Source organism: Streptomyces sp. NPDC100445, from assembly GCF_044759735.1.
Lineage (GTDB): Bacteria > Actinomycetota > Actinomycetes > Streptomycetales > Streptomycetaceae > Streptomyces.
In genome coordinates this window covers 24,922-51,524 of the sequence record NZ_JBIVZV010000020.1, presented here as the reverse complement: position 1 = coordinate 51,524, position 26,603 = coordinate 24,922, and the positions used below count along the sequence as shown (strand labels likewise).

Sequence of the window (26,603 nt, the reverse complement as noted above, 5' to 3'; positions counted from 1 at the left end):
TTGTACGAGCACAAGGTGTTCGTGCAGGGAGCGGTGTGGAACATCGACTCCTTCGACCAGTGGGGCGTGGAGCTGGGCAAGGTCCTCGCCAAACGCGTCGAGCCCGCCCTCACCGAAGGCACCGACGTACCCGGCCTCGACCCCTCCACCAAGGCCCTCGTCGCCACCTACCGGGAACTGCGCGGCAGGAGCTGAGCGCCCCGGCGCCGTCCGGCCCGGCGGGACCGCTCCGCCGGGCCGGGTTCAGCCCACCGCGCTCAGCGTGTCCGCGAGGCGCCGGCGGGCCGCCCGGGCCGCCGGCACCGCGGCCAGCGCCGCTGCGCCCAGTACCGCGGCCGAGCCCAGCAGGAGCAGCAGCCCCGGCGCGGGGTACTGGGCGATCCCGGCGCCGATACCGCTGGAGCCGCCCTGGGCGTCGATCAGCCGGCGGGCCAGTGGCAGCCCCAGCGCCACGGCGGCGACGGCCGCCGCCAGCGTCGTACAGCTCGTCGCGGTGACGGCGATCCCGGTGATCTGCCGCGGTGACATCCCGATCGCCCGGAGCGCCAGCACGTCCCGCTCGCCCTCGCGGACGGTGCCGCCGATCGCGGTGAGCAGCTCGACCAGACCGATCAGGGCCAGCACGGCGATCAGCCCGGCGACCACCGCGCGCAGCGGGGACAGCCCGTCGGCCGGGTTGGTCACGGGATGCACGTCCAGGTGGCCCCGGCCGGCCGCGGTGAGGGCGGCGGCCACCCGCCGCGGGTCGGCGCCGGGACGCAGCCGCAGTTCCCAGAAGGCCGCGGACACGCCAGGATCGTTCTCGCGGAGGGTGTCGAGGGACGTGGTCACGACCCGTCCGGCGTTCTGGGGTTCGATGGCGCGGCCCACGATGTGCAGGATCTGCGGCCGGTCGCCCACCGTCATCCGCACCCAGTCGCCGACCCGCGCGTGCAGCAGGTCGAGCAGGCCCTGGCCGGCCACCGCCTCGTCCGGCCCGCGGGCGGCGCGGCCCTCGGCGAGGACGCGGGGGCACGGTTCGGCGCGGGTGCCGATGCCGCGCAGCGCGATGGTCCCGGTCTGCCCGGGGACCAGCGCGGCCACCTCCACGCCGGGGTAGGCGGCGGCGACCCCGGGATCGCGGGTCAGCAGGGCCCGCAGGCCGGCCGGGGCCGGTGTGCCGTCCGAGCGGACCGTGAGCGCGGTGGGCAGCCCCATCCGTTCGGGGCTGCCGTGGAAGCGGTCGAGGGTGGTCCACGCGCTGAGCGCCACCACGATGAGCAGCAGCGGCAGCGTCAGCCGGGCCACGGTCGCCAGGGAGCGGCCGCGTCCCGCGAACGCCTTGTGGCAGCCGAGGACCAGCGCGGCCGGCAACCGCAGACCGAGCGCCCGCCTGGCCGGCCCGGTCAGCCGGCCGCCCCCCGGGCCGGCCGGGCGCGGCACCGGCACCGGTGGCACCCGGCCCGCCCGCCAGGCCGCGAGCCCCGTCGTCAGGCCGATGAACAGCACCGCCGCCGCCGGCACCGCGGACAGCGCCACGCTGTGCCCGGGCAGCCCCTGCCAGACGCCGACCGCGTCCCCGAGCCGTCCCGGGACCCGGCTGCCCAGCGCCTCGGTGAGCGCCGTCGCCGCGACGGCGCCGAGCAGCGCGTACGCCAGGTGCTGGAGCAGGAAGATCCGTACCACCTGCCCGGGCGTGAAACCGATCGCCTTCAGCACCGACAGGTCCCGCAGGTGTCCGCGGATACGGGTGGCGATCGCGCCGTGCACCGCGAGCCCGGCGGCGATCAGGGCACCCAGCCCGAACAGCCCGAGCACCTGCCCCAGCAGGCGGTTCTCGCCCTGCGCGGCGGCGCGGGCCTGCTGCCAGGTGGAGACCTCGCCGACCACGCCCGCGCCGAGCACGGTGACGGCGCGCTGCACGGCGTAGTCCGTGTCGGCCGGGTTCCCCAGCCGCAGCCCGACCACCTGGCCGCCGGGGGCGCGCACCGCGGACGGCAGCGCCCACACCAGCCCGGGCTGCTCGCCCGGGCGGTACGGGGGTTCGGCGCTGTCCGCGACGCCCTCGACGGTCAGGGTGCGGGCGGTGCCCGGCAGGGCGAGGGTGTCGCCGGGTTCGGCCAGCAGGGCGCGGGCGAGACTGCTCTCCAGGACGACGCCGTCCGGCGCGGCCGGGTCCAGCCAGCGTCCGGCGGTCAGCAGCGGCCGGCCGACGGCCGGCTCGCGCGGGGTGCCGCGCAGTTCCACGGCGGCGCGGGTGCCGCGGACGGCGAGGGTGGCGGACTCGGTGCGGTAGGGGCCGGCGACCGCGGTGACGCCGTCCAGCCGGGCCACGGCGCGCGCGTCGGCGGCCGGGGTGGTGTGCAACCACACGTGCGCCCCGCGCGCCTCGGCGAAGGTCCGCTGCCAGGGGTTGGTGGCGTAACCGAACAGGGCGCTGGCGAGGAGCAGCGAGGCGACGATGCCGGCGGTGGCGAGCACCAGGAACAGCGCCTCGCCGCGGTGCGCGCGCAGATCGGAGTGCGCCCAGCGCAGAGCGGCCCGCACCCGGCTCAGCCCCTCAGTCCGGCGCACGCCGCGGGCAGTCCGGTGCGCGGCGCGGGCCGCCCCGCCGGTCCCGGGCGGGCGGTGCGGAGGCGGGCCGCCGGCCGGTGGGTGTGCGGTCGGTCCATCAGTCCCTCAGCTCCAGTACCGAGGAGATGCCGCCGCGTCGGGGCGCCGGGGTGGCGTCCAGGGTGGCGTCGTCGGCTATGCGGCCGTCGAAGAAGCTGATCACCCGGTCGGCGGCGCTGGCCAGCCGGGCGTCGTGGGTGACGAGGACGATGCTCTGCCCGCGCGCGTGGAAGCGGGACAGCAGCCGCATCACCTCGCGGGTGCCCTTGCTGTCCAGGCTGCCGGCCGGCTCGTCGGCGAGCAGCAGCGGCGGATGGTTGACCAGCGCCCGGGCGAGCGCGACCCGCTGCTGCTCGCCGCCGGACAGTTCGCCCGGCATGCTGCGCTCCTTGCCCTCCAGGCCCAGCTCGGCGAGGAGCTCCGCACGCTCGGCGCGGGCCTTGCGCGGCGGGACGCCGGCCAGCAGGGCGGGCAGTTCGACGTTGTCGGCGACCGAGAGGTTCGACACCAGGTTGAAGAACTGGAAGACGATCCCGAGGGACCTCCTGCGCTCCACCGCCCAGCGGGCCTCGCCGAAGGAGTCCGTGCACCGGCCGTCGAGCCAGACGCTGCCCTCGTCGGGCCGCTGGAGTCCGCCGAGCAGGTGCAGCAGCGTGGACTTGCCCGCGCCGGACGGGCCGGTGATCGCCACGAACTCGCCGCGCGCCACGGCGAGGCCGACCCCGCGCACGGCGCGCGCGGGCGCGCCCTCGCCGTGGTGGGTCTTCACCAACCCCTCGGCCCGCAGCACGGGCACGGCGTGCTCGCTCATTCCAGTTCCTCCTGGCACCGTTCCAGCCAGTCGAGGTCGGCCTGGAGGTGCAGCATCGCGCCCTCGATCAGCAGTTGGGCGATTCGGTTGTCCCGGTCCTCGGCCGCGGCCAGTTTCGACAGGACGCGCATGGTGTTGAGGTACTGGCGCCGCTGCCGGTTGATGAGGGTGACCTGGTCGGCGAGACCGGTCTGCGGGGCGAGGGCGAGCTTCATGAAGAACTCGTCCCGCACCCGCGGCTCGTCCTCGGTCGCCTCGAACCAGACGTGCAGTGCCTCGCGTCCGGCGTCGGTGAGACGGTAGACCTTCTTGTTGGGCCGGCTCGACTGCTCGACGTCCTCGCCCTCGATCAGCCCGGACTTCTCCAGGCGGCCGAGGGTGACGTAGACCTGGCCGACGTTGGGCTGAGGGTACGCGGAGCCCAGCAGTTGCTCAAGGTCCTGCTTCAGCTCGTAGCCGTGGGCGGGGCCGCGGGCGAGGAGTGCCAGGAGGGGCAGGCGCACGCGTGCTGTCCTCCTGTCTGCCGCATGTGCTCCAGGCCCTAGTATCGCGCATACCTAACAGGTATACATGGCCTCTGTCCCCGGGCGAAGGCGCCCGGGGTGCCGGTGTACAGGGAGGAACCTATGCGGTGGATGCGCGCCGCCGGTAGGGGCCTTCTCGTACTCGCGGTGATCATGACAGGGTACGTCGCCTCCGGTGCCCGCGCCGACGAGGCCGCCCGGGGCGGCCGCGGCCCGCTCACCCTGGCCACCGCCGGGGACCTCACCGGCTACCTCGGTCCGCTGCTGCGGGGCTGGAACCGGACGCACCCGGGGGAGAGGGTCACCCTCGTCGAGCTGCCGGACTCCGCCGACGAGACGCACGCGCAGATGACGACCGACCTGCGCGGCGGCGACCGGGGCCGGTTCGACGTCCTCAACATCGACGTCGACTGGACGTCGGAGTTCGCGGCGGCCGGCTGGATCAGCCCGCTGCCCCGCGCCCGCTTCCCGCTGCGCAGCTTCCTGCCGCCGGTGGTGGACACGGCGACGTACCGCGGCCGGCTGTACGCCGTGCCGTACGTCACCAACGCCGGGCTGCTGCTGTACCGCAAGGACGTCCTCGCGAAGGAGGGTGTGCGCCCGCCGCGCACCTGGGCCGAGCTGGAGCACGACGCGCGGACCATCGCGCCGAAGTACGGCCTCGGCGGCTACGCGGGCCAGTTCCTGCCCTACGAGGGGCTCACCGTCAACGCGGCCGAGGCCGTGTACTCGGCGGGCGGCACCATCCTCGGCGGCGAGGGCAACCGCGTCACCGTCGACTCCGCCGCGGCCCGCGAGGGCATCGGCTTCCTCGCCCGGGGCGTCCGCGAGGGCTGGATACCGAAGCGGGCGCTGACGTACAAGGAGGAAGAGTCCAAGCGGGCCTTCCAGGACGGTGAGCTGCTCTTCCTGCGCAACTGGCCCTACGCGTACGCCGTCGCCTCGGCCCCGGGCTCGAAGGTCGCCGGGCGGATCGGCGCCGTCCCCCTGCCCGGGCCCGACGGACCGGGGACGAGCGTCCTCGGCGGCTCGAACCTCGCGGTCAACGCCCACGCCCGGCACCCCGACTCCGCGGCGCGGCTGATCGCCTACCTCACCAGCGCGCCCGTGCAGCGCGAGGTGCTCGTGCGGGGCGCGCTGCCACCGGTGCGCGCCGCGCTGTACCGGGATCCCGCGCTGGTGCGGCGGTTCCCCTACCTGCCGACCCTGCGCACCGCGGTCGTGACCGCCCGGCCGCGCCCCAGGAGCCCGCACTACGACCAGGTCAGCCTGGCGGTGCAGGCGGTCGTGCAGGACGCGCTCACCGGGCGGCAGACGCCCGGCCAGGCCGTGCGCCGGCTGGCGCGCGAGCTCGACGCCATCGCCCGTCGATAGTTACTTGTTAGGTAACGCCGCCATCACGACTGCGTGCGTCGTGCGGTGATTTGTCCCTGTTCATCCACGCAACTCGTCAGTAACTCCCGCGCACTTCGTTGACACCCCCGCGCGCCGCCTACCTAACATGCATGCATAACAGCCCCCTTCAGAGACAGGCTCACAGGGTTGAACAGGCATCATTGGTGGCGGGACGCGGTGATCTACCAGGTCTACGTCCGCAGCTTCCTGGACAGCACCGGCGACGGCATCGGCGACCTCGCCGGCGTCCGGGCCGGGCTCCCGTACCTCAAGAAGCTCGGCGTCGACGGCATCTGGCTGAGCCCGTTCTACCCCTCGCCGCAGCACGACCACGGCTACGACGTGGCCGACTACTGCGACGTCGACCCGGTCTTCGGCGACCTCGCCGAGTTCGACCTGCTGATGGCCGCGGCCCGCCGGCTCGGCATCAGGGTCCTCCTCGACATCGTCCCCAACCACTGCTCCAGCGCGCACCCCTGGTTCCGCGCCGCCCTGGCCGGCGGACCCGGCAGCCCGGCCCGCGCCCGCTTCCACTTCGCCGACGGCCGCGGCCCCGACGGGAGCGAGCCGCCCAACAACTGGCACGCCATGTTCGGCGGGCCGGCCTGGTCCCGGGTCACCGAGCCCGACGGCCGCCCCGGCCAGTGGTACCTGCACATGTTCACCCCCGAACAGCCCGACTGGAACTGGCGCGAGCCCGAGGTCCCCGCCGAGTTCGAGCGCGTCCTGCGGTTCTGGCTCGACCGGGGGGTGGACGGCTTCCGCATCGACGTCGCCGCCGGACTCTTCAAGCACCCCGAGCTGCCCGACTCCGACGACCCGCAGGCCGACGCCCGCACCCGCGACTCGGTCAACCCGCTCGCCTGGAACCAGCCCGAGGTGCACGAGGTGTGGCGCCGCTGGCGGGCCGTCTGCGAGGAGTACACCGGCCGTGACGGCCGCGAACGCCTCCTGGTCGGCGAGGTCTCCGTGCCCACCGCCCGCGAACACGCCCTGTACGTCCGCCCCGACGAACTGCACCAGGCCTTCTTCTTCGACCTGCTCGGCGCCCCCTGGGACGCCGACGCCTTCCGCAAGGTCATCTCCGAGGCCATGCAGGACATCGCCGGCACCGGCTCCACCGTCACCTGGGTCCTCAACAACCACGACCAGGTCCGCACCGTCACCCGCTACGGCGAACCCACCACCGGGGGCGGCGGATCCGGGGCCGCCCGCGCCCGCGCCGCCGCGCTGCTGATGCTGGCGCTGCCCGGCGCCGCGTACATCTACCAGGGCGAGGAGCTGGGCCTGCCCGAGGTCGTCGACCTGCCCGACGACGTGCTCACCGATCCGATCTTCCGGCGCACCGGCAGCCGCGCCCGCATCCGCGACGGCTGCCGGGTGCCGCTGCCCTGGTCCGGGCAGGCCTCGCCGTTCGGCTTCACCTCCGGCACGGAAGGCGCCAAACCCTGGCTGCCCCAGCCGTCGTACTTCGCCGAGTACGCCACCGACCGGGCCCTCGCCGACACCCGCTCCTTCTGGCACCTGTACCGCGACGGACTCCAGCTGCGGCACTCGCTGCCCCAGCTCGGCGAGGGCGCCCTGCGCTGGCTCGACACCCCGCCCGGCGTCCTCGGCTTCGTCCGCGGCGACGGTCTGGTGTGCGCCGTCAACTTCGGTACGGCGCCCACGCCCGCGCCGGTCCCCGGCACCCCCCTGCTCTCCAGCGACGGCCCCTGCCCGCCCGGCGTGCTGCCCGGGTCCACGGCCGCCTGGTGGCTGACCGACCTCTGAACCCCCGCCGTTCCCCTCTAGGAAAGGTCCGTCGACGATGATGCGACGACACACCACCCTGCTCACCGGCTGCACCGCCCTGGCGCTCGCCCTCGGCGCCACCGCCTGCGGCGGCGGCCCCGTCTCCGCGGGCGGCGGTGACAAGCCGCTCGGCGGCCAGACGGTCACCGTGGCCGGTGTCTGGTCCGGCAGCGAACAGAAGAACTTCCAGAAGGTGCTGGACGCCTTCACCGAGCGGACCGGCGCGAAGACGCAGTTCGTGTCCACCGGGGACAACGTCTCCACCGTCGTCGGCAGCAAGATCGAGGGCGGCAACGCGCCCGACGTCGTGATGGTCCCGCAGGTCGGCGTGCTCCAGCAGTTCGCGAAGAAGGGCTGGCTGACACCGCTCTCGCCGACCGCCCGGCGCACCGTCGACGCCGACTACGCCCCCGTGTGGAAGAAGTACGGCAGCGTCGACGGCACCCTGTACGGCCTCTATTTCAAGGCCGCCCACAAGTCGACCGTCTGGTACAGCCCCGAGGCGCTCACGGCGGCCGGGGTCCGGCCGCCGAAGACGTACGCCGACCTGCTGAAGGCCGGGCACACCGTCTCCGACTCCGGGCTCGCCGCGTTCGCGGTCGCCGGACAGGACGGCTGGACCCTCACCGACTGGTTCGAGAACGTCTACCTCTCCCAGGCCGGCCCCCGGAAGTACGACGCCCTCGCCGCCCACACGCTGAAGTGGACCGACCCCAGCGTCGTGAAGGCGCTCACCACCCTCGGCAAGCTGTTCGAGGACAAGCAGCTCGTCGCGGGCGGCCGCGACGGGGCACTGAACACCGACTTCCCCGGCTCGGTGGAGAAGGTCTTCGGCCCGAAGCCCCGGGCCGGCATGGTCTACGAGGGCGACTTCGTGGCCGGCGTCGCCCACGACCAGTACGGCAAGGCCATCGGCAAGGACGCCGACTTCTTCCCGTTCCCCGCGGTGGACGGCGGCAGCGCACCGGTCGTCAGCGGCGGTGACGCGGCGGTCGTCCTCAAGGACGCCAAGAACGCCAAGGCCGGCATGAAGCTGCTGGAGTACCTGGCGACCCCCGAGGCGGCGGCCGTGTGGGCGAAGGCGGGCGGCTTCCTGTCGCCGAACCGGAAACTCCCCCTCGACCGGTACGGCGACGACGTCACCCGCGCCACCGCCAAGTCCCTCGTCGGCGCCGGCGACTCGGTCCGCTTCGACATGTCCGACCAGGCACCGGCGGCCTTCGGCGGCACCAAGGGCGCCGGCGAGTGGAAGCTCCTCCAGGACTTCCTGCGCGACCCGTCCGACCCCAAGGGGACCGCCGCGAAGCTCGAGTCCGCCGCTGCCAAGGCCTACCGGGGCTGAGCCGCGCCATGACCGCCACCACCGTCGTGAAAGAGCAGGCGGCCCCGCGGGCCGCCGCCGGCCCGGCGCGCGTGCGCCGCGGCCGGCGGCGCACCCGGCTGATCGCCGTGCTCTTCGTCCTCCCCGCGCTGCTGCTGCTCGGCGCGCTCGTCGTCTACCCCGTGCTGTTCTCCGTCGGCCGGAGCTTCTTCGACGCCTCCGGCACCCGGTTCGTCGGCGGCGGCAACTACGCCGAGATGTTCCGCGACCCGGCCACCCTCAAGGCCATCCGCAACACGACCGTCTGGGTGGTCGTCGCCCCCGCCCTGCTCACCGGGCTCGGCCTGATCCTGGCCGTCCTGGTGGAGAAGGTCCGCTGGGCCACCGCCTTCAAGCTGATCCTCTTCATGCCGATGGCCGTGTCCTTCCTCGCCGCCGGCATCATCTTCCGCCTCGCCTACGACGCGGACCCCGACAAGGGCGTGCTGAACGCCGCCGTCGTCTCCGTCCACGACGCCTTCGAGGGAACCTCGACGTACCCGACGGCGCGCGGGCGCACCGGAGCGCTCACCCAGGACCGGGACGGCTCCTACCGCACGAGCACGGGCGCCGCCCCGGGCGAGACGGTCACCCTCCCGATGGTCGGCGTCCTGCCCGGTGACCTGCCGCGTGACGCCGCACCCGCGGCCGCCGCGGCCGGCACCAGGGCCGCCCCCGGCGACCTGCGCGGCGTCGTCTACCTGGACTTCACCCCCGGCGGGGGCGGCAGGCAGGGCAAGGTCGACCCGCGGGAGAGCGGACTGCCCGGGATGAAGGTCGAGGCGGTACGCGACGGCCGGACCGTCGCGAGCACGGCCACCGCCGCCGACGGCTCCTTCCGCTTCACCGGCCTGCGCGACGGCTCGTACGCCGTGCGGCTGCCCGCCGCCAACTTCGCCCCGCCCTACCAGGGCGTCTCCTGGCTCGGCCCCACCCTCGTCACCCCGGCGATCATCGGCGCCTACCTGTGGATCTGGACCGGCTTCGCCATGGTCCTCATCGGCGCCGGGCTCTCCACCCTGCCGCGCGACGCCCTGGAGGCCGCTCGCATGGACGGCGCCAACGAGTGGCAGATCTTCCGCCGCATCACCGTCCCGCTGCTCGCGCCCGTGCTCACCGTGGTCTTCGTGACCCTCGTCATCAACGTGATGAAGGTCTTCGACCTCGTCTACGTCATCGCGCCCGGACCGGTCCAGGAGGACGCCACCGTCCTCGCCACCCAGATGTGGCTGGTCTCCTTCGGCGGCGGCAACAACCAGGGTCTCGGCAGCGCCCTGGGCGTCCTGCTCCTGCTCCTCGTCGTCCCCGCGATGGTGTTCAACGTCCGCCGTTTCCGAAGGAGTCAGCGATGAACGCGATCAGGCGCGGCCTGGGCAGCGGCCTGGTGCAGGCCTCCCTGGTGGTCATCGGGCTGGTCTGGCTCACCCCGCTCGCCGGGCTGTTCCTCTCCTCCCTGCGCTCGGCGGGGGACACGGCCCGCGGCGGCTGGTGGACCGCCCTGGCCGACCCCGGCCGGCTCTCCCTCGACAACTACACGGCCCTGCTGAAGAACGCGGGCATCACCCAGGCGTTCTGGAACACCGTGCTGATCTCGGTGCCGGCCACCACCCTGGTCGTCGCCCTCGCGGCCCTCGCCGGGTATGCCTTCGCCTGGCTGGACTTCCCGCTGCGCGAACCCCTCTTCCTGCTGGTGGTGGCCCTGCTGGTGGTGCCGGTGCAGATCGGCTTGCTGCCGGTGGCCAAACTGTTCGGCGCGCTCGGGCTGTTCGGGACCATTCCCGGGGTCGTCCTGTTCCACGTGGCGTACGGCCTGCCCTTCGCCGTCTTCCTGCTGCGCAACTACTTCGCCGAGATGCCGAAGGAGATGCTGGAGGCGGCCCGGATGGACGGCGGCAGCGAGTGGCGCATCTTCACCCGGCTGGTGCTGCCGGTGGGCCGTCCCGCGATCGCCTCGCTCGCCATCTTCCAGTTCCTGTGGGTCTGGAACGACATGCTGGTCGCCCTCCTCTTCGCCGACAGCTCCGCCCAGCCGCTCACCGTTCAACTCCAGTCGCAGATACGGCAGTTCGGCAGCAACATCGATGTGCTGGCGCCGGGCGCGTTCCTGTCGCTGATCGTGCCGGTGGTCGTGTTCTTCGCCTTCCAGCGGCACTTCGTACAGGGGGTGATGGCCGGGTCGGTCAAGTGAGGCGGGATGATCTCCGGCCAACTCCGACCCCCTCGGCGGGCCTCCCGCCCCCTCCCCTCCCCGCGCCGCACCGGGGAGGGGAGCACCGCGCACCGGGCGCCGGGAGCCACTCCATGCCCTGCATATCCAGCAGCAGCCCCGCCGTCGTCCTCGCCCACCTCGCGGCCCACACCCACCGGCTGCGGCTGGGCTCCGGCGGTGTCATGCTGCCCGACCACGCCCCGCTGGCCGTCGCCGGACGGGGGGAGAAAAAGCACCGGGGCGGCGGGAGAGGACTCCCGCCGCCCCGGTGGCGCGTCACATCCTCACGGCGAAGCCGGCGGATACAGCGACCGCGGCAGCTGCGAGGCCGCCGTGGCGTCCAGCAGCCACAGCGTGCGTGACCGGCCGTACGCGCCGGCCGCCGGTGCCTGCACCTCGCCCGCGCCCGACAGGGCGATCGCCACCGCCTCCGCCTTGTCCTCGCCGGCCGCGAGGAGCCACACCTCGCGGGCCGAGCGGATCGCCGGGAGGGTCAGGGAGATCCGGGTCGGCGGCGGCTTGGGCGCGCCGTGCACACCCACCACCGTGCGCTCGGTCTCCCGTACGGCCGGCAGCTCCGGGAAGAGCGAGGCCACGTGGGTGTCCGGGCCCACGCCCAACAGGAGGACGTCGAAGACCGGGACCGGACCGTGGTCCTCGGGGCCGGCCGCCTTCGCCAGCTCAGCCGCGTACGCCTCGGCCGCCGCCTCGACGTCCGTGCCGTGCGCGCCGCCCGACACGGGCATGGTGTGCACGCGAGCGGGGTCCAGCGGCACCGCGTCCAGCAGGGCCTCGCGGGCCTGCGTGTCGTTGCGCTCCGGGTCGCCCTCGGGCAGGAACCGCTCGTCGCCCCACCACAGGTCCAGGCGGCCCCAGTCGATGGCGTCCCGCGCGGGTGCCGCCGCCAGCGCGGCCAGCAGGCCGTTGCCGTTGCGGCCGCCCGTGAGGACCACGGACGCCGCGCCCCGGGAGGCCTGCGCGTCCACGATCTTCGTGATCAGACGGGCCGCGGCGGCCTGCGCCATCAGCTCCTTGTCACGGTGGACGACCAGTTGCGGTGTGCTCACTTCGCCGCCGCCTTCCTCGCCGGTGCCTTCTTCGCGGTCTTGGCGGCCGCCTTCTTCGCGGGGGCCTTCACGGCCTCCTCGACCGGCTCCGGCTCGGCGACGGGCGCGTCCGCCGCCGGCTGCTGCTCCGGGACCGTCGTCAGCCGCTCCACGCCGTAGCGCAGCGCCGAGGCGTAGGTGTCGTCCGGGTCCAGCCGGCGCAGCTCCTCCGCGATCAGCTCGGCGGTGTCCCGCCGCTTGAGCGCCACCGCGCGGGCCGGCTGGCCCTCGATGGTCAGCGTGGCCAGCGAGCCGTCGGCCCGGTCCAGCACGATCGGCCCGGAACTGGTGTCCATCCGGACCGCCGTCAGACCGGGACCGGACGACGGCGACCGCCGCACGGGCACGTCCAGCCGGTCCGCGAGCCACATCGCCAGCAGCTCGCAGCTCGGGTTGAACTCCTCGCCCTCCACCTCGACGGCCGTCACCTGGCACGTGACCTGGTCCAGGGCCGCCGCGAGCATCGAGCGCCACGGCGTGATCCGGGTCCAGGACAGGTCGGTGTCGCCCGGCTCGTAGGCCTCGGCGCGGGCCGACAGCTCCCGCACCGGGTGCTCGGCCGCGTAGGTGTCGGTGACCCGGCGCTGGGCCAGCGCGCCCAGCGGGTCCTTCGCCGGGTCCAGCGGGGCGGCCACCGGCCACCACACGACGACCGGCGCGTCCGGCAGCAGCAGCGGCAGGACGACGGAGTCGGCGTGGTCGGCGACCTCGCCGTACAGTCGCAGCACCACCGTCTCGCCGGTGCCCGCCTCCACGCCCACCCGCACCTCGGCGTCCAGACGTGAGGACGTGCGGTCGCGGGGGCCGCGGGAGACCCGCTTGATGACCACCAGCGTGCGCGAGGGGTGCTCGCGCGAGGCGTCGTTGGCGGCCTTCAGGGCGTCGTAGGCGTTCTCCTCGTCGGTGACCAGGACGAGGGTGAGGACCATGCCGACGGCGGGGGTGCCGATGGCACGGCGGCCCTTGACGAGCGCCTTGTTGATCTCGCCGGCGGTGGTGTCGGTCAGGTCTATCTTCATGGCCTGCGCCAGCTCCGTCCGTCTCGTGCGAGCATCTCGTCCGCCTCGGCGGGCCCCCAGGTGCCGGACCTGTACTGCGCGGGCCTGCCGTGCTTGTCCCAGTACTCCTCGACCGGGTCGAGGATCTTCCAGGACAGCTCGACCTCCTCCGTGCGGGGGAAGAGGTTGGCGTCGCCGAGCAGCACGTCCAGGATGAGCCGCTCGTACGCCTCCGGGCTGGACTCCGTGAACGACTCGCCGTAGGCGAAGTCCATGGACACGTCCCGGATCTCCATCGAGGTGCCCGGCACCTTCGAGCCGAACCGGACCGTGATGCCCTCGTCGGGCTGGACGCGGATGACGATCGCGTTCGAGCCGAGCTCCTCCGTCGCCGTGTGGTCGAAGGGGGAGTGCGGGGCCCGCTGGAAGACCACCGCGATCTCGGTGACCCGGCGGCCCAGCCGCTTGCCGGTGCGCAGGTAGAACGGGACGCCCGCCCAGCGCCGGTTGTCGATGCCCAGCTTGACCGCGGCGAAGGTGTCGGTCTTCGACTGGGGGTCGATGCCGTCCTCTTCGAGGTAGCCGATGACCTTCTGGCCGCCCTGCCAGCCGGCCGCGTACTGCCCGCGCACGGTGCTGCGGCCCAGGTCCTTCTCCAGCCGTACGGCACCGAGGACCTTGGTCTTCTCCGCGGCCAGCGCGTCCGCGCCGAAGGAGGCGGGCTCCTCCATCGCGGTCAGCGCGAGCAGCTGGAGCAGGTGGTTCTGGATGACGTCGCGGGCGGCGCCGATGCCGTCGTAGTAGCCGGCCCGGCCGCCGATGCCGATGTCCTCGGCCATGGTGATCTGCACGTGGTCCACGAAGGACCGGTTCCAGATCGGCTCGAACATCGTGTTGGCGAAGCGCAGCGCCAGGATGTTCTGGACCGTCTCCTTGCCGAGGTAGTGGTCGATCCGGAACACCTGCTCCGGCTCGAACACCTCGTGGACGACCTTGTTCAGCTCCTCGGCCGACTTCAGGTCGTGCCCGAAGGGCTTCTCGATGACCGCGCGCCGCCAGGAACCGCCCGACTGGTCGGCCAGGCCGTGCTTCTTCAGCTGCTGGATGACCACGGGGAAGGAACGCGGCGGCACCGACAGGTAGAAGGCGAAGTTGCCGCCCGTGCCCTGGGCCTTGTCCAGTTCGCCGATGGTGGCGCGCAGCCGCTCGAAGGCCTCGTCGTCGTCGAAGGTGCCCTGGACGAACCGCATCCCCTGGATGAGCTGCTGCCAGACCTCCTCACGGAACGGGGTGCGCGAGTGCTCCTTGACCGCGTCGTGGACCACCTGGGCGAAGTCCTCGTGCTCCCAGTCGCGGCGGGCGAAGCCCACCAGCGAGAAGCCCGGCGGCAGCAGACCCCGGTTGGCGAGGTCGTACACCGCGGGCATCAGCTTCTTGCGGGACAGGTCGCCCGTGACGCCGAAGATGACCAGGCCCGACGGCCCCGCGATGCGCGGGAGCCGCCGGTCGGCCGGGTCGCGAAGCGGGTTCGCTCCGGAACCGGAAACGGGTGACAACTCAGCCCTCCGAAGGGGCAAGGCGCTCGAGCTCCGCCTGGGTCGACTTCAGCAGGTCGTTCCAGGACGCCTCGAACTTCTCGACGCCCTCCTCCTCCAGCACGCGCACGACGTCGTCGTAGGCGACGCCGAGCCGCTCCAGCGCGTCGAGGTCGGCACGGGCCTGCTCGTAGGTGCCGGAGACGGTGTCGCCGGTGATCTCGCCGTGGTCGTCGGTGGCCTCCAGCGTGGCCTCCGGCATGGTGTTGACCGTGTTCGGCGCGACCAGCTCGGTGACGTAGAGGGTGTCCGGGTAGGCCGGGTCCTTCACGCCGGTCGACGCCCACAGCGGACGCTGCTTGTTGGCGCCCGCGTTCTCCAGCGCGTTCCAGCGGTCGGAGGAGAAGACCTCCTCGTACGCCTGGTAGGCGAGGCGCGCGTTGGCGAGGGCGGCCTTGCCGCGCAGCCCCTTGGCCTCGTCGGTGCCGATCTCGTCCAGGCGCCGGTCGATCTCGGTGTCCACGCGGGACACGAAGAAGGACGCCACGGAGTGGATCTCGGACAGGTCCAGGCCGCGCTCCTTGGCCTTCTCCAGGCCGGAGAGGTAGGCGTCCATGACCGCGCGGTAGCGCTCCAGCGAGAAGATCAGCGTGACGTTGACGCTGATGCCGCGGCCGATCACCTCGCTGATGGCCGGGACGCCCGCCATGGTGGCGGGGATCTTGATGAGGGTGTTCGGGCGGTCGACCAGCCAGGCCAGCTGCTTGGCCTCGGCGACGGTCGCGTGCTCGTTGTGGGCCAGGCGCGGGTCGACCTCGATGGAGACCCGGCCGTCCTGGCCGTCGGTGGCGTCGAAGACCGGGCGCAGGATGTCGGCGGCGTCACGGACGTCCGCCGTCGTGATCATGCGGATGGCCTCTTCGACGGTGACCTTGCGGGCGGCGAGGTCCGACAGCTGCTGGTCGTAGCCGTCGCCCTGGGAGATCGCCTTCTGGAAGATCGTCGGGTTGGTGGTGACGCCGACGACGTGCTGCTGGTCGATCAGCTCGGCGAGGTTGCCGGACGTGATCCGCTTGCGCGACAGGTCGTCCAGCCAGATCGCGACGCCTTCCTCGGAGAGGCGCTTGAGTGCGTCTGTCATGGAATTACATCTCCTACGTGTCGTATGTGGGCGTCAGCGCTGTGCGGCGGCGAGGGATTCCCGCGCCTTGGCGGCCACGTTCTCGGCCGTGAACCCGAACTCCCGGAAGAGCACCTTCGCGTCGGCGGACGCGCCGAAGTGCTCCAGGGAGACGATGCGGCCGGCGTCCCCGACGTACTTGTGCCAGGTCAGCCCGACGCCCGCCTCCACGGCGACTCGGGCCTTCACGGACGGCGGCAGCACGGACTCCCGGTACCCCTGGTCCTGCTGCTCGAACCACTCCACCGACGGCATCGACACGACCCGGGTGGGAACGCCGTCGGCCTGGAGCCGCTCACGCGCCTCCACGGCCACATGGACCTCGGAACCGGTGGCGATCAGGATGACCTGCGCCTCGCCGCCGTCGGCCTCGAACAGGACGTAACCGCCGCGGGCGGCGTTCTCGTCGGGCTCGTAGGTGGGCACGCCCTGGCGGGTCAGCGCGAGGCCGTGCGGCTGGCCCTTGCCGAACTCCTTGGTCCAGCGGCGCATGATCTCGCGCCAGGCGATCGCGGTCTCGTTGGCGTCCGCCGGGCGGACGATGTTCAGGCCGGGGATCGCGCGCAGCGAGGCCAGGTGCTCCACCGGCTGGTGGGTCGGACCGTCCTCGCCCAGGCCGATGGAGTCGTGCGTCCACACGAACGTCACCGGCAGGTGCATGAGCGCCGACAGGCGCACCGCGTTGCGCATGTAGTCGGAGAACACCAGGAAGGTGCCGCCGTAGACGCGGGTGTTGCCGTGCAGGGTGATGCCGTTCAGCTCGGCGCCCATGGAGTGCTCGCGGATGCCGAAGTGGATCGTGCGGCCGTACGGGTCGGCCTCGGGCAGCGGGTTGCCCTCCGGCAGGAAGGAGCTGTCCTTGTCGATCGTGGTGTTGTTGGAGCCGGCGAGGTCGGCGGAGCCGCCCCACAGCTCGGGGATCACCGCGCCGAGCGCCTGGAGCACCTTGCCGGAGGCGGCGCGCGTCGCGACGGCCTTGCCGGGCTCGAAGACCGGGAGCTTCTCCTCCCAGCCGGTGGGCAGCTCGCCCTTGGCGATCCGGTCGAACTCGGCGGCGCGCTCGGCGTCGCCGTCCCGCCACTCCTGGAACGACTTCTCCCACTCGGCCTTGGCCTGCCGGCCCCGGTCGAGCGCCTCGCGGGTGTGGGCGAGCACCTCGTCGGCGACCTCGAAGGTCTTCTCCGGGTCGAAGCCGAGGACGCGCTTGGTGGCCGCGACCTCGTCCTCGCCGAGCGCCGAGCCGTGCGCGGCCTCGGTGTTCTGCGCGTGCGGGGCCGGCCAGGCGATGATGGAGCGCATCGCGATGAAGGACGGCCGGTCGGTCACCCGCTTGGCCTCCTGGATCGCGGCGAAGATCGCCTGCGGGTCCAGGTCGCCGTTCTCCTGGGGCGCGACCCGCTGGACGTGCCAGCCGTAGGCCTCGTACCGCTTCACGGTGTCCTCGGACACCGCCGTCTCGGTGTCGCCCTCGATCGAGATGTGGTTGTCGTCCCAGAGCAGGACGAGGTTGCCGAGCTTCTGGTGGCCGGCCATGGAGGACGCCTCGGCGGAGATGCCCTCCTGGAGGCAGCCGTCACCGGCGATGCAGAAGACGAAGTGGTCGAAGGGGGACTCGCCGGCGGGCGCCTGCGGGTCGAACAGGCCGCGCTCGTAGCGGGCGGCCATCGCCATGCCCACCGCGTTGGCGACGCCCTGGCCCAACGGACCGGTGGTGGTCTCCACGCCCCGGGTGTGCCCGTACTCGGGGTGGCCGGGAGTCTTGGAGCCCCACGTCCGGAACGACTTCAGGTCGTCCAGCTCCAGGCCGAAGCCGGCCAGGTAGAGCTGGGTGTAGAGGGTCAGGGACGAGTGGCCGGCGGACAGCACGAAGCGGTCGCGCCCGACCCACTCCGGGTCCGCCGGGTCGTGCCGCATCACCTTCTGGAAGAGCGTGTACGCGGCCGGGGCCAGGCTCATCGCCGTACCGGGATGGCCGTTGCCGACCTTCTGTACGGCGTCTGCGGCCAGGACGCGGGCGGTGTCGACGGCCCGCTGGTCCAGCTCGGTCCACTCGAGGTCTGTGGTGGTCGGCTTGGTGCTCACCCTGGGTCAGGGCTCCTCTCCACATGTCGGTCGCCGGTCGTCGGGGCATGCGCCCACCCGGCCGCCGGCGTGCTTGTCGCCCACCGGCCGCTGTCGAGCCTACCCCCGTGAGGACGTGCGTTTTTTCGAGTGTTTACAGACTGCCGGGAGTCGGTGCGATCCGCCTCCCGACTGGCCGGGAAGGCATGTGGCACATGAATACGGAGCCGCTCATCTGACTGCTCAATCGAGCCCCTGTACGCACGTCCGACCGTCCGCGCCGGCCGCCCCGTCAACACGACCCCACCCCCGCGAAGGACGGGGTATGGGCAACGTCTAAAGTGGCGTGGTACGCGCGAGCCCTCGACCCCGCTTCCCATGGGGCGGCTCGCTGGGATGTCTCTGTCAGGGGTGTGCGTGACGGCCGTCGAATCCCGTCCACCGGGTGTGCTCGGTGCGAGCCAGGGCCAGGTTCACCGGCCGTTCGGGGCCCGTGTCAAGGCGTTCGTGGCGCTGACCAAGCCACGGATCATCGAGCTGCTGCTCATCACCACCGTCCCGGTGATGTTCCTGGCCCAGCAGGGCGTGCCCGACCTGAAGCTGGTCCTGCTGACCTGCGTCGGCGGCTACCTCTCCGCGGGCGGCGCCAACGCGCTGAACATGTACATCGACCGGGACATCGACGCCCTGATGGACCGCACCTCCCAGCGGCCCCTGGTGACCGGCATGGTCGGTCCGCGCGAGTGCCTGGCCTTCGGCGTCACCCTCGCGGTCGTCTCCACCCTGCTCTTCGGCCTGACCGTCAACTGGCTGTCGGCCTGGCTCTCCCTCGGCGCGCTCCTCTTCTACGTCGTCGTCTACACGATGCTCCTCAAGCGGCGTACGTCCCAGAACATCGTGTGGGGCGGCATCGCGGGCTGCATGCCGGTCCTGATCGGCTGGTCGGCCGTGACGGACTCCCTCTCCTGGGCCCCGCTCATCCTCTTCCTGGTCATCTTCTTCTGGACGCCGCCGCACTACTGGCCGCTGTCCATGAAGGTCAAGGACGACTACGCGCGCGTGGGCGTCCCGATGCTCCCGGTCATCGCCTCCAACAAGGTCGTCGCCCGGCAGATCGTCCTCTACAGCTGGGTCATGGTCGCCGTGTCCCTGCTGCTCACCCCGCTCGGTTACACCGGCTGGTTCTACACGGCCGTCGCGCTGGCCGCGGGCGGCTGGTGGCTGTGGGAGGCGCACGCGCTCCAGAACCGGGCCCGGTCCGAGGTCACCGGCGGGAAGCTGAAGGAGATGCGGCTCTTCCACTGGTCGATCACCTACGTCTCGCTGCTGTTCGTGGCGGTCGCGGTGGACCCCTTCCTGCGCTGAGCCGGACCCCGCGGACGCCGACGGGAGGGGTGGGGGGGGGGGGGCCCCCCCCCCCCCCCCCCCCCCCCCCCCCCCCCCCCCGGGGGGTGCGCGCCGCCCCCGTCCCCACGGTGCGGCGCGGTCAGACCACCGTTCAGTCATCCCGTGAACGGCGGCCTGGGTTCAGGTGAGTCCGAGTGCGGGCAGCACGGCGGCCTCCACGAAACCGGCGAGGTAGTCGGAGTCGGCGTACTGGCCGCAGAGCACCGGCCGCACCCGCAGGACGCCGAACATCATGGCGGGCACGTACGCCAGGGCCGGGTTCTCCGCGGGGACCTCGCCCCGGGCCACGCCCCGGGCCAGCATCTCCTCCAGCGCGGCGATCTCGGGCAGCACCAGTGCCTCGCGCAGCGCCTGCGCCAGTTCCTGGTCAGCGGTCACCGCGTGCCCGAGGGCCTGGAGCAGCCGGGTGTCCTTGCCGGACCAGTCGCCCGCGGCCCGCGCGGCCTGGCGCAGGTCCTCGGCGAGCGAACCGGTGTCGATGCCGGCGAAACGCACCCGGCGGTTGGCGCGCAGCGCGGCCGCGACGAACTGCGGTTTGGTCTTCCACTGCCGGTAGAGCGTGGACTTGCTGCACCGGGTGCTGGCGGCGACGCCCTCCATGGTCACGGAGTCGTAGCCGCACTCGCGGATCTGTTCCAGCACGGCGTCGAAGAACTCCCGCTCACGCTCCGGCGTGATCTTGGAGCGGCGCGAGGCGACGACCGTCTCCGGTTCGTCCGCGGCCTGCGACGTCATGCGCTGCTTCCCCTCACTCGTGTTCGGCCCGTCCGGCGGGGCGACCCACCGCGGTCGGGCCGGTGACCGGCCCGTCTCCAGTGTGTCGCACCTCAATCGATACACCAGTGTACCGGTACCGAACCGTATCGGTACACTGGCGTATCGGTACGGCGACGTATCGATCGATTCCGGGTCCGGCAGGGACCTGACACCGGGACGCGCACGCACCACCACACGCACCACCGTCAGCGAAGGGGCCGGGGGATGAATGCCCGAACCGAGCCTGCGGGGGCGAAGGCGGAGCCGGACATCCCGGCACGCCCGCCCCTGATACGTGAGTTCCTGCTGGTCGCGGGACTCTTCCTGGTCTACAAGCTCGGCCGGCGGCTGGCCGTCGGCCACACCGCCGAAGCCTTCCGCAATGCCCGCCACGTGTGGCACCTGGAACGCGCCGCGCACCTCCCCCACGAGAACGACGTGCAGTCCGCGCTGCTGCACGGCCACACCCTCGTCCACCTGGCGAACACCTATTACGCGACCGTCCACTTCCCGGCCACGGTCGCGTTCCTCGTCTGGCTCTACGTGCGGCGGCCCGCGCACTACGTCTGGGCCCGCCGGGTCCTCGCCGCCGTCACCACGGCCGCCCTCGTGCTGCCGTTCACCTTCCCGCTGGCCCCGCCCCGGATGCTGACCGGCACCGGCCTGGTGGACACCGCGCGGATCTACGGGCCGTCCGTGTACGGACCGCCGTCCAGCGACCACCTCTCCAACCAGTTCGCGGCCATGCCCTCGCTGCACTTCGGCTGGGCGCTGATGGTGGCGGTCGGCCTGATCGCGGCCACGCGGTCCCGGTGGCGCGCGCTCTGGCTGCTGCACCCGGCGCTCACCCTGCTGGTGATCACCGGTACGGCGAACCACTACTGGCTGGACGCCCTCGTCGCCACGGCGATGCTCGCCCTGGCCCTCGCGGTGATCCACCCGCCGCGGCACACGGCCGTCGCGGCCGGGCACGGACCCGGCCGGCTCGCCACGCCGGAACCCGTCCTGGTGGGAGCGGCCCGATGAGCGCCGCCGCGACCCTGGCCCTGGCCCTGTCGCTCGTGTCGGCCGTCGCCTACGCGCTGGCCGCCGTCGCCCAGGAACGACTCGCCGCGCGCAGTGCGGGCACCGGCCTGCTGCGGCTGCTGGGCACCGGCGCCTGGTGGTCCGCGGTCGGCCTGAACGCCGTCGCCGCGCTGCTGCACGTCGTCGCCCTGAAGTACGGCCCGCTGACCGTCGTACAGCCCCTGGGCGCCCTCACCCTGGTCGCGGCGGTCCCCCTGGGCGCGCGGGCGGCCGGCCGGCGGGTCAGCGCGGTGGAGTGGCGCGGCACGGCACTGACCCTGCTCGGGCTCGGGGCCCTGCTCGTCGCCGCCTCCGGTCCGGCTCCGGACCGGGTGCTGTCGCTGACCGAGGCCCTGGCGGTCGCCGGTTCGACGGCCGCGGCCATCGGGCTGCTGTCACGCCCCGGCGCCCGGCCGGGCCTGCGGCACGCGACCGCGTCCGGCTTCGCCTCCGGTGTCGCCTCGGCGCTCACCCAGACGGTGACCGTGGCGGCCACCAAGCGGTCCGGGCCGGCGGTCGGCACCGAGGTGATCGTCGTGGCCGTGCTCGTCGCCGCGTTCGCGGTGGGCGGGCTGCTGCTGTCGCAGACGGCATACCGCGGCGGCCTCGGCGCCCCGCTGGCCGTCGTCACCCTCGCCAACCCGATGGCCGCCGCGGTGATCGGCCTCACCCTGCTGGGACAGGGCCTCAGGGGCGGCGCCGGCGGGGTGCTGCTGGCCCTGGCCGGTGCGGCGCTGGCCGCGTCGGGCGTGGTGCTGCTGACGCGGGCGACCCCCGCGGCCGTCCCCGCGCGGGAACCCGCACCGCTCGACGCACGGCCCGACGGGTGGCCCGACGGACGACCTGACGGGTGGCTCGACGGGCGGCCCGCGGCAAGGCCGGATCGGCGGCTCGACCCGCGGCTCGGCGGACTAGGCGGGCAGGCCGGGTACGCCGGTCATTCCGCTCACGCCGGCCACGCCGGTCACACCGTCGACGACGAGCACCCGGTGGCGGCGGTGCTGGCCCTGCGGCCCGCGACGGCGACGGCCGAGCCGGGGCTGCTGCCCCGGCAGCCGGAGCAGCCGGGACACCTCACGGCGCTGTGACCGCGTACGCCGACGGCGGCCGGTGCGCGCGGAGGGCATCCGCGTGGCACCGGCCGCCGTGGCCGCACCCGTTTCCCGCCCGGTCGGTCAGCCCCAGCCGCGCGAGTCCTGCTTGAGCGCGGTGTCCACCGTCAGCGCCGTGGCCACCACGAGGCTGACCAGCGGCTCGGGGAGCTGGTAGTGGATCTGGAGGACGTAGTTGTCCGCGGTCGTGAACAGCGTCTTGGCGAGGCCTTCCCAGGTCTTGGTGATCCGGGCGACCTCGTTGTCCGCGTGGTCGACGATCGCGAAGTTCCAGGCCCGCCAGTTCTCCGCCTTGATCGCGCCGACCTGCCGGCCGTCCGCCGTCATCGCGAAGTTGATCTTGCCGAAGACGTTCTTCTGGACGATCTCGCCGACCGGCGAGCCGTCCGGACGGGTCACGACGACCCGGGACTTGAAGATCTTGGCGGGGCGGGTCAGCAGTAGTTGCGGCACGCCGTGGGCGTCACGGATCTCCAGCCGGTGCGTCATGAACTGGTCGAGGCTGGAGACGAAGCGCAGGATCTTCTTCAGCACGCCCTGCCCGACCTGGGTGACCGACCCCAGCTGGTGGCCGTTCTGATCCATGACCTTGTACTCGTTGGTCAGCTCGATCAGCTTGGCCTTCTGGTTCACGACCAGGACGGGCTCGGTGAACAGGGTGCCGCCGCCGGGGCCGCCGGCCGTGACGCCGGCCTGCCGCTGCACCTTGCTGTCAGGCGTCTGCTGCTGGGGGAAGGCGCCCTGCGCGGCCGGGGCCTGCGGCGGCACCGGTGCCGCGGACTGCTGCACCGGGTTGGTGTGCTCGGTCCATTGCGCGCCGTCCCAGTAACGGAGCGTCCGGACCGCCCCGTGCGGATCCGGGTACCAGCCTGCCGGGGTGTTTGATTGCGTGGTCACCGGGGCACACTACCTTGCTCTGACCGGTACCTGACCAGTCCGCACGGAGCGGTGTTCACCGCCCGTTCACCGGGTGACCGATGGCCGGATCGCTGACGCCGGGCAGCCCGTTCTCCACGTGGCCGGCGAAACCGCGCACGAAGGCCGGGTCGGTGTCGCAGGTGACGGTCAGGTCGTACCAGCGCCTGCTCGCCGCCAGACCGACGGTCCTGAGCACGGTCGCGCCCGCCCGCACGGTCACCGGCACGGGAGCACCGCCGTAGCCGTCGGCCAGCGTCAGCTTCACGGTCCCCGAACCCTTGTTGGTGAACGTGAGCTGGACGTCGTCACCGGTGTGCCGGGCGGTGACCTCGGGCCCGGCCACCTTGTTGCGGCCCCGGAAGACGCGCTGGAAACCGTTGGGGCCGTGCACGGTCAGGTCGTAGGTGCCGCCGGAATAGGCGGAGTTCCAGGTGTCCGACAGGCTCTTGCCGGCCTCCGTGGTGTACGTCCAGGGCCCGTCGGCGCGGTTGCCGGACGTGACGAGGAAGACGGCGCCCGCCTGCGCCCCCGAGGCGAAGGTGAGCGTGAACCGGCCGGCCGCGGTGTCCGCGGAACCGTCCGTCACCGGCGCGTACCGCAGCGGGCGGGTGGGCCGGCCGCCGGGCTCCTGCCCGGGCAGGGCGGGGTGGGCGGGCGGCTTGGGGACGTAGTCCGGGTGGCGGGCGCCGTCCGGCGGCCGGTAGCCGGCCGTGGAGGGCAGCGCGACGGGTGCGGTGTCCTTGCGGGAGAAGTCGAAGGCGCTGGTCAGGTCGCCGCAGACGGCCCGCCGCCAGGGCGAGATGTTCGGCTCGCGCACACCGAAGCGGCGCTCGATGAACCGGATGACCGAGGTGTGGTCCAACGTCTCGGAACAGACGTAACCGCCCTTGCTCCAGGGGGAGACGACGAGCATCGGCACCCGCTGCCCCAGCCCGTAGGGGCCGGCGGCGTGCGTGGCGTCGCCCTTGAACAGGTCGGGTCCCGGGTCTACCGTCGACAGGCCCTGGGCGGCGGAGGCCGGCGGGTAGGGCGGGATGACGTGGTCGAAGAAGCCGTCGTTCTCGTCGTAGGTGATCAGCAGCGCCGTCCTGCCCCACACCTCCGGGTTGGAGGTGAGCGCGTCCAGGACCTGCGAGACGTACCAGGCGCCGTAGTTGGCGGGCCAGTTGGGGTGCTCGGTGAAGGCCTCCGGGGCGACGATCCAGGAGACCTGCGGCAGCCGGTCGCCCTGGACGTCCGCCTTGAGCCGGTCGAAGAAGCCCTCGCCCTTGCGGGCGTCGGTGCCGGTGCGGGCCTTGTCGTACAGCGGGTCGCCGGGCCGGGCGCTGCGGTACTGGTCGAAGTAGAGCAGCGAGTTGTCGCCGTAGTTGCCGCGGTAGGCGTCGTTGATCCAGCCCCAGGAGCCGGCCGCGTCCAGGCCGTCGCCGACGTCCTGGTAGATCTTCCACGAGACCCCGGCCCGTTCCAGGCGCTCGGGGTACGTCGTCCAGCTGTAGCCCGCCTCCTCGTTGCCGAGGACCGGGCCGCCGCCCTTGCCGTCGTTGCCGGTGTGGCCCGACCACAGGTAGTAGCGGTTGGGGTCGGTGGAGCCGATCAGCGAGCAGTGGTAGGCGTCGCAGATGGTGAAGGCGTCCGCGAGGGCGTAGTGGAACGGGATGTCGTCGCGGGTCAGGTACGCCATCGTGGTGGCGGACTTGGCGGGCACCCACTTGTCGTACTTACCGCCGTTGAACGCGGTGTGTCCGTCGTTCCAGCCGTGCGGGAGGTCCTGGATGAAGGCCAGGCCCAGATCGTCGGCGTCGGGGTGGAAGGGCAGGACGTCCTTGGTGCCGTCGGACTGCCGCCAGACGGACCTGCCGTTCTGGGTGACCGGACGGGGGTCGCCGAAGCCCCGGACTCCGCGCAGCGAGCCGAAGTAGTGGTCGAAGGAACGGTTCTCCTGCATCAGGACGACGATGTGCTCGACGTCGTCCACCGATCCGGTGCGGTAGTGGGCGGGCAGCGCCGCCGCCCGCTGGATGCTGCCGGACAGCGCCGTGAACGCCGTCGAGGCACCGGCCACTTGGAGGAAGCGCCGCCGGTTGACTTCGGGCATGGGTGAGGGTCCTCTCGTCCTGGCGTACGTCCGCACACCCGCCGACTGACGGAATGTGTGCGGAGCGAGTGTTCCAAGAGCAGCAAACGTCAGGGAAGGGTCCGGTGGCGCCCGCGTGAAAGTCGGCGGTACGGGCAGGGGCGGGACGGACGGGTGCGCCGTGCACGGTGTTTGCCGGTTCCGCTGACCTTCCGGCTGACGGCGCGTCACATCTTGGGTCCAGGGAGGAACGGGCGGCCTCGCGTTGCCCGGGGCAGGCACATGGGGGCCGGGGGCATGGGTTTACGGGTCTTCGTCAGTCACGGCGCGGGCAGGGACGCGTGCGTCAAGGACGCCCTGGAACGCCTGGTGCCCGAGCTGGAGGAGCGCGGTTACAGCGTCTTCGTGGACATGGACAGCCTGCGCAACGGCGACCGTTGGTCCGACGAGGTCTACTTCGAGCTGTACACGTGCGACGCGGCGATCGTCCTGCTGGGCCCCAAGACCGTGGAGGGCTCGGAGTGGGTGCGGCGCGAGAGCGACATCCTCATGTCGCGCTACCACATGCACAGCCTGCCGCACGTCCTGCCGGTCCTGCTGGGCGGGGTCACCTCCCGGGAGGCCAGGAAGCACGGGTTCGGCCCCCTGATGACCCTCCAGGCGAGCATCGAGGACAGGACCGCGCCGCTCGACCCGGTCCCCGGGCCGGACGCGGACCCCGGTCACCTCGTCGACTGGGCCCTGCGGGAGTTCGCGCACGTCGGGGACGTCCCGACCTGCGCCGACACCGCCGACTGGGCCCGGCGGATCGCCGCCTACCTCGACCGGGCGAGCAAGCGCAGCGCGTCCGCCGTCGTGAACGCCGCGCGGGCACTGCACATGGACGGCATCGAACTCGCCCAGCTCCGGGCGCGCGTCGGCTCCGACCTGCTGCTGGCCTTCCGCCTGATGACCGCCGCCGCGGAACAGGGCGCCCTGCTCGCCCAGGCGCTCGGTGAACTGAGGGCCATCCTCGACGGTTCCTCGATGAGGGGCCTGGCCGAGCAGCTGATGCCCGGCTGGGTGAACGCCGCCGCCGCGCGGTGCTTCCTCCCCGAGGTCCGCGAGAGCGGGGTCCGCGGCCGGACCGTCGTCTTCGCGGCTCACGAGGGCTGGATGGCGGAACACCACGTGCAGCGTGCGCTGTACGTCCGCCCGCACAGTTGGAGCGTGGGCGTGCTGGACGAGCAGGACGACCTCCCCGTCGACGAACGCCCCGTGGCGGAGACCCTCCTCGAAGCGTGCAGACAGCAGCTCTTCCAGGTCTTCAAGGTGCCGCCGGCCTGGGGGACGCCGGCCGACATGCACCCCACCGAAGGGGTGAGCGACTACCTCGTGGTCAGCCTGGCCGACTACCCGCTGGACGCGGTCGCCGAGGTTGCCCGCTCGCTGCGCGCGGACTTCCCGTGGCTCACCGTCGTCCTGCTGGCCCCGCCGGACCACGTGCCGCACCGCAAGGAACTGTACGAGGTCGACCTGTCGGACGCCATCCCGGTGGAGCCGGCCCCGAGCCGGGCGGAGCAGCTGGCGGCCTACAAGCTCAAGGCGTCCGTGGACGCCCTGCTGGCCATGTGCGGCTGACCCCGCCCCTGGCAGGAGGCACCTGCCGGTAGCGGCGGGGCGGACAGGTGACGGTCCGCCCCGCTGCCTCCTCCCGGCCGCCGGCC

At 72.7% G+C, this 26,603-nt stretch carries 20 protein-coding genes and 2 pseudogenes; 11 read left to right on the top strand and 11 right to left on the bottom strand.

Annotated features, from left to right (window positions below):
• Window positions 1-195, top strand: a pseudogene (locus ACIQVT_RS34475) (glucose-6-phosphate isomerase); the annotation flags it as partial.
• Between the two features lie 48 nt (window positions 196-243).
• Here the strand turns inward: ACIQVT_RS34475 and ACIQVT_RS34470 are convergent.
• The 3 genes from ACIQVT_RS34470 to ACIQVT_RS34460 form a co-directional block, all read right to left on the bottom strand.
• A complete protein-coding gene (locus ACIQVT_RS34470; RefSeq protein ID WP_403763644.1) occupies window positions 244-2,526 on the bottom strand; it encodes an FtsX-like permease family protein in 2,283 nt (760 codons plus the stop codon).
• A 124-nt stretch (window positions 2,527-2,650) separates the two neighbouring features.
• A complete protein-coding gene (locus ACIQVT_RS34465) occupies window positions 2,651-3,403 on the bottom strand; it encodes an ABC transporter ATP-binding protein (protein WP_403763638.1) in 753 nt (250 codons plus the stop codon).
• The gene (locus ACIQVT_RS34460; RefSeq protein WP_403763635.1) at window positions 3,400-3,906 is read right to left on the bottom strand and encodes a PadR family transcriptional regulator; all 507 of its coding nucleotides are present in this window, start codon (window positions 3,904-3,906) and stop codon (window positions 3,400-3,402) included. Before ACIQVT_RS34460 ends, ACIQVT_RS34465 begins: the two co-directional genes overlap by 4 nt.
• A 123-nt stretch (window positions 3,907-4,029) precedes the next feature.
• On the opposite strand from ACIQVT_RS34460, the gene ACIQVT_RS34455 reads away from it, so the two are divergent.
• The 6 genes and pseudogenes from ACIQVT_RS34455 to ACIQVT_RS34430 all read left to right on the top strand — a co-directional run.
• Window positions 4,030-5,301 carry an ABC transporter substrate-binding protein gene (locus ACIQVT_RS34455; RefSeq protein WP_403763632.1) on the top strand — a complete coding sequence of 424 codons (1,272 nt, stop codon included), beginning with the start codon at window positions 4,030-4,032 and terminating at the stop codon, window positions 5,299-5,301.
• A 168-nt stretch (window positions 5,302-5,469) separates the two neighbouring features.
• A complete protein-coding gene (locus ACIQVT_RS34450; RefSeq protein ID WP_403763629.1) occupies window positions 5,470-7,095 on the top strand; it encodes a glycoside hydrolase family 13 protein in 1,626 nt (541 codons plus the stop codon).
• Between the two features lie 37 nt (window positions 7,096-7,132).
• Complete coding sequence (locus tag ACIQVT_RS34445; protein WP_403763626.1) at window positions 7,133-8,458, top strand: ABC transporter substrate-binding protein; 1,326 nt, start codon at window positions 7,133-7,135, stop codon at window positions 8,456-8,458.
• A gap of 8 nt (window positions 8,459-8,466) precedes the next feature.
• On the top strand, window positions 8,467-9,828 hold the full coding sequence (locus tag ACIQVT_RS34440) for an ABC transporter permease subunit (protein WP_403763623.1): 1,362 nt from the start codon (window positions 8,467-8,469) through the stop codon (window positions 9,826-9,828).
• Window positions 9,825-10,664 carry a carbohydrate ABC transporter permease gene (locus ACIQVT_RS34435; protein ID WP_403763620.1) on the top strand — a complete coding sequence of 280 codons (840 nt, stop codon included), beginning with the start codon at window positions 9,825-9,827 and terminating at the stop codon, window positions 10,662-10,664. The genes ACIQVT_RS34440 and ACIQVT_RS34435 overlap by 4 nt, the downstream gene beginning before the upstream one ends.
• A 71-nt stretch (window positions 10,665-10,735) precedes the next feature.
• Window positions 10,736-10,900, top strand: a pseudogene (locus ACIQVT_RS34430) (LLM class flavin-dependent oxidoreductase); the annotation flags it as partial.
• Between the two features lie 69 nt (window positions 10,901-10,969).
• Here the strand turns inward: ACIQVT_RS34430 and pgl are convergent.
• Genes pgl through tkt form a run of 5 tightly spaced genes read right to left on the bottom strand, consistent with a single transcriptional unit; the run spans window position 10,970 to window position 17,586 of the window.
• A complete protein-coding gene (gene pgl, locus ACIQVT_RS34425; protein WP_403763618.1) occupies window positions 10,970-11,752 on the bottom strand; it encodes a 6-phosphogluconolactonase in 783 nt (260 codons plus the stop codon).
• Window positions 11,749-12,810, bottom strand: a complete 1,062-nt coding sequence (opcA, locus tag ACIQVT_RS34420; RefSeq protein WP_403763615.1) for a glucose-6-phosphate dehydrogenase assembly protein OpcA — start codon at window positions 12,808-12,810, stop codon at window positions 11,749-11,751. Before opcA ends, pgl begins: the two co-directional genes overlap by 4 nt.
• Window positions 12,807-14,345 (bottom strand): glucose-6-phosphate dehydrogenase, encoded by a 1,539-nt coding sequence (zwf, locus tag ACIQVT_RS34415; protein ID WP_403763612.1) that lies wholly within the window; start codon window positions 14,343-14,345, stop codon window positions 12,807-12,809. Before zwf ends, opcA begins: the two co-directional genes overlap by 4 nt.
• 1 nt (window position 14,346) lies before the next feature.
• Complete coding sequence (tal, locus tag ACIQVT_RS34410; protein ID WP_403763609.1) at window positions 14,347-15,465, bottom strand: transaldolase; 1,119 nt, start codon at window positions 15,463-15,465, stop codon at window positions 14,347-14,349.
• Between the two features lie 33 nt (window positions 15,466-15,498).
• Window positions 15,499-17,586: a transketolase gene (tkt, locus tag ACIQVT_RS34405; protein WP_403763606.1), complete on the bottom strand. Its 2,088-nt coding sequence runs from the start codon at window positions 17,584-17,586 to the stop codon at window positions 15,499-15,501.
• A gap of 390 nt (window positions 17,587-17,976) precedes the next feature.
• Here tkt and ACIQVT_RS34400 point away from each other — a divergent pair, with 390 nt between their 5' ends.
• Window positions 17,977-18,930, top strand: a complete 954-nt coding sequence (locus tag ACIQVT_RS34400) for a heme o synthase (RefSeq protein WP_403763641.1) — start codon at window positions 17,977-17,979, stop codon at window positions 18,928-18,930.
• 162 nt (window positions 18,931-19,092) lie between these two features.
• On the opposite strand, the gene ACIQVT_RS34395 is transcribed toward ACIQVT_RS34400, so the two are convergent.
• Window positions 19,093-19,707 (bottom strand): TetR/AcrR family transcriptional regulator C-terminal ligand-binding domain-containing protein, encoded by a 615-nt coding sequence (locus ACIQVT_RS34395; RefSeq protein ID WP_403763603.1) that lies wholly within the window; start codon window positions 19,705-19,707, stop codon window positions 19,093-19,095.
• Window positions 19,708-19,953: 246 nt separating this feature from the next.
• Here ACIQVT_RS34395 and ACIQVT_RS34390 point away from each other — a divergent pair, with 246 nt between their 5' ends.
• Both ACIQVT_RS34390 and ACIQVT_RS34385 read left to right on the top strand, forming a co-directional pair.
• Complete coding sequence (locus ACIQVT_RS34390) at window positions 19,954-20,754, top strand: phosphatase PAP2 family protein (protein WP_403763600.1); 801 nt, start codon at window positions 19,954-19,956, stop codon at window positions 20,752-20,754.
• Entirely contained in the window at window positions 20,751-21,881 is a 1,131-nt protein-coding gene (locus ACIQVT_RS34385) for a hypothetical protein (RefSeq protein ID WP_403763597.1), read from the top strand. Before ACIQVT_RS34390 ends, ACIQVT_RS34385 begins: the two co-directional genes overlap by 4 nt.
• 87 nt (window positions 21,882-21,968) lie before the next feature.
• On the opposite strand, the gene ACIQVT_RS34380 is transcribed toward ACIQVT_RS34385, so the two are convergent.
• Window positions 21,969-22,802 carry a phospholipid scramblase-related protein gene (locus tag ACIQVT_RS34380; protein WP_403763594.1) on the bottom strand — a complete coding sequence of 278 codons (834 nt, stop codon included), beginning with the start codon at window positions 22,800-22,802 and terminating at the stop codon, window positions 21,969-21,971.
• A 55-nt stretch (window positions 22,803-22,857) separates the two neighbouring features.
• Complete coding sequence (locus ACIQVT_RS34375; RefSeq protein ID WP_403763591.1) at window positions 22,858-24,918, bottom strand: phosphocholine-specific phospholipase C; 2,061 nt, start codon at window positions 24,916-24,918, stop codon at window positions 22,858-22,860.
• Window positions 24,919-25,194: 276 nt separating this feature from the next.
• Here ACIQVT_RS34375 and ACIQVT_RS34370 point away from each other — a divergent pair, with 276 nt between their 5' ends.
• Window positions 25,195-26,517, top strand: coding sequence for a toll/interleukin-1 receptor domain-containing protein (locus ACIQVT_RS34370; RefSeq protein ID WP_403763588.1), 1,323 nt, complete (start codon window positions 25,195-25,197; stop codon window positions 26,515-26,517).
• The last annotated feature ends 86 nt before the right edge of the window (window positions 26,518-26,603 follow it).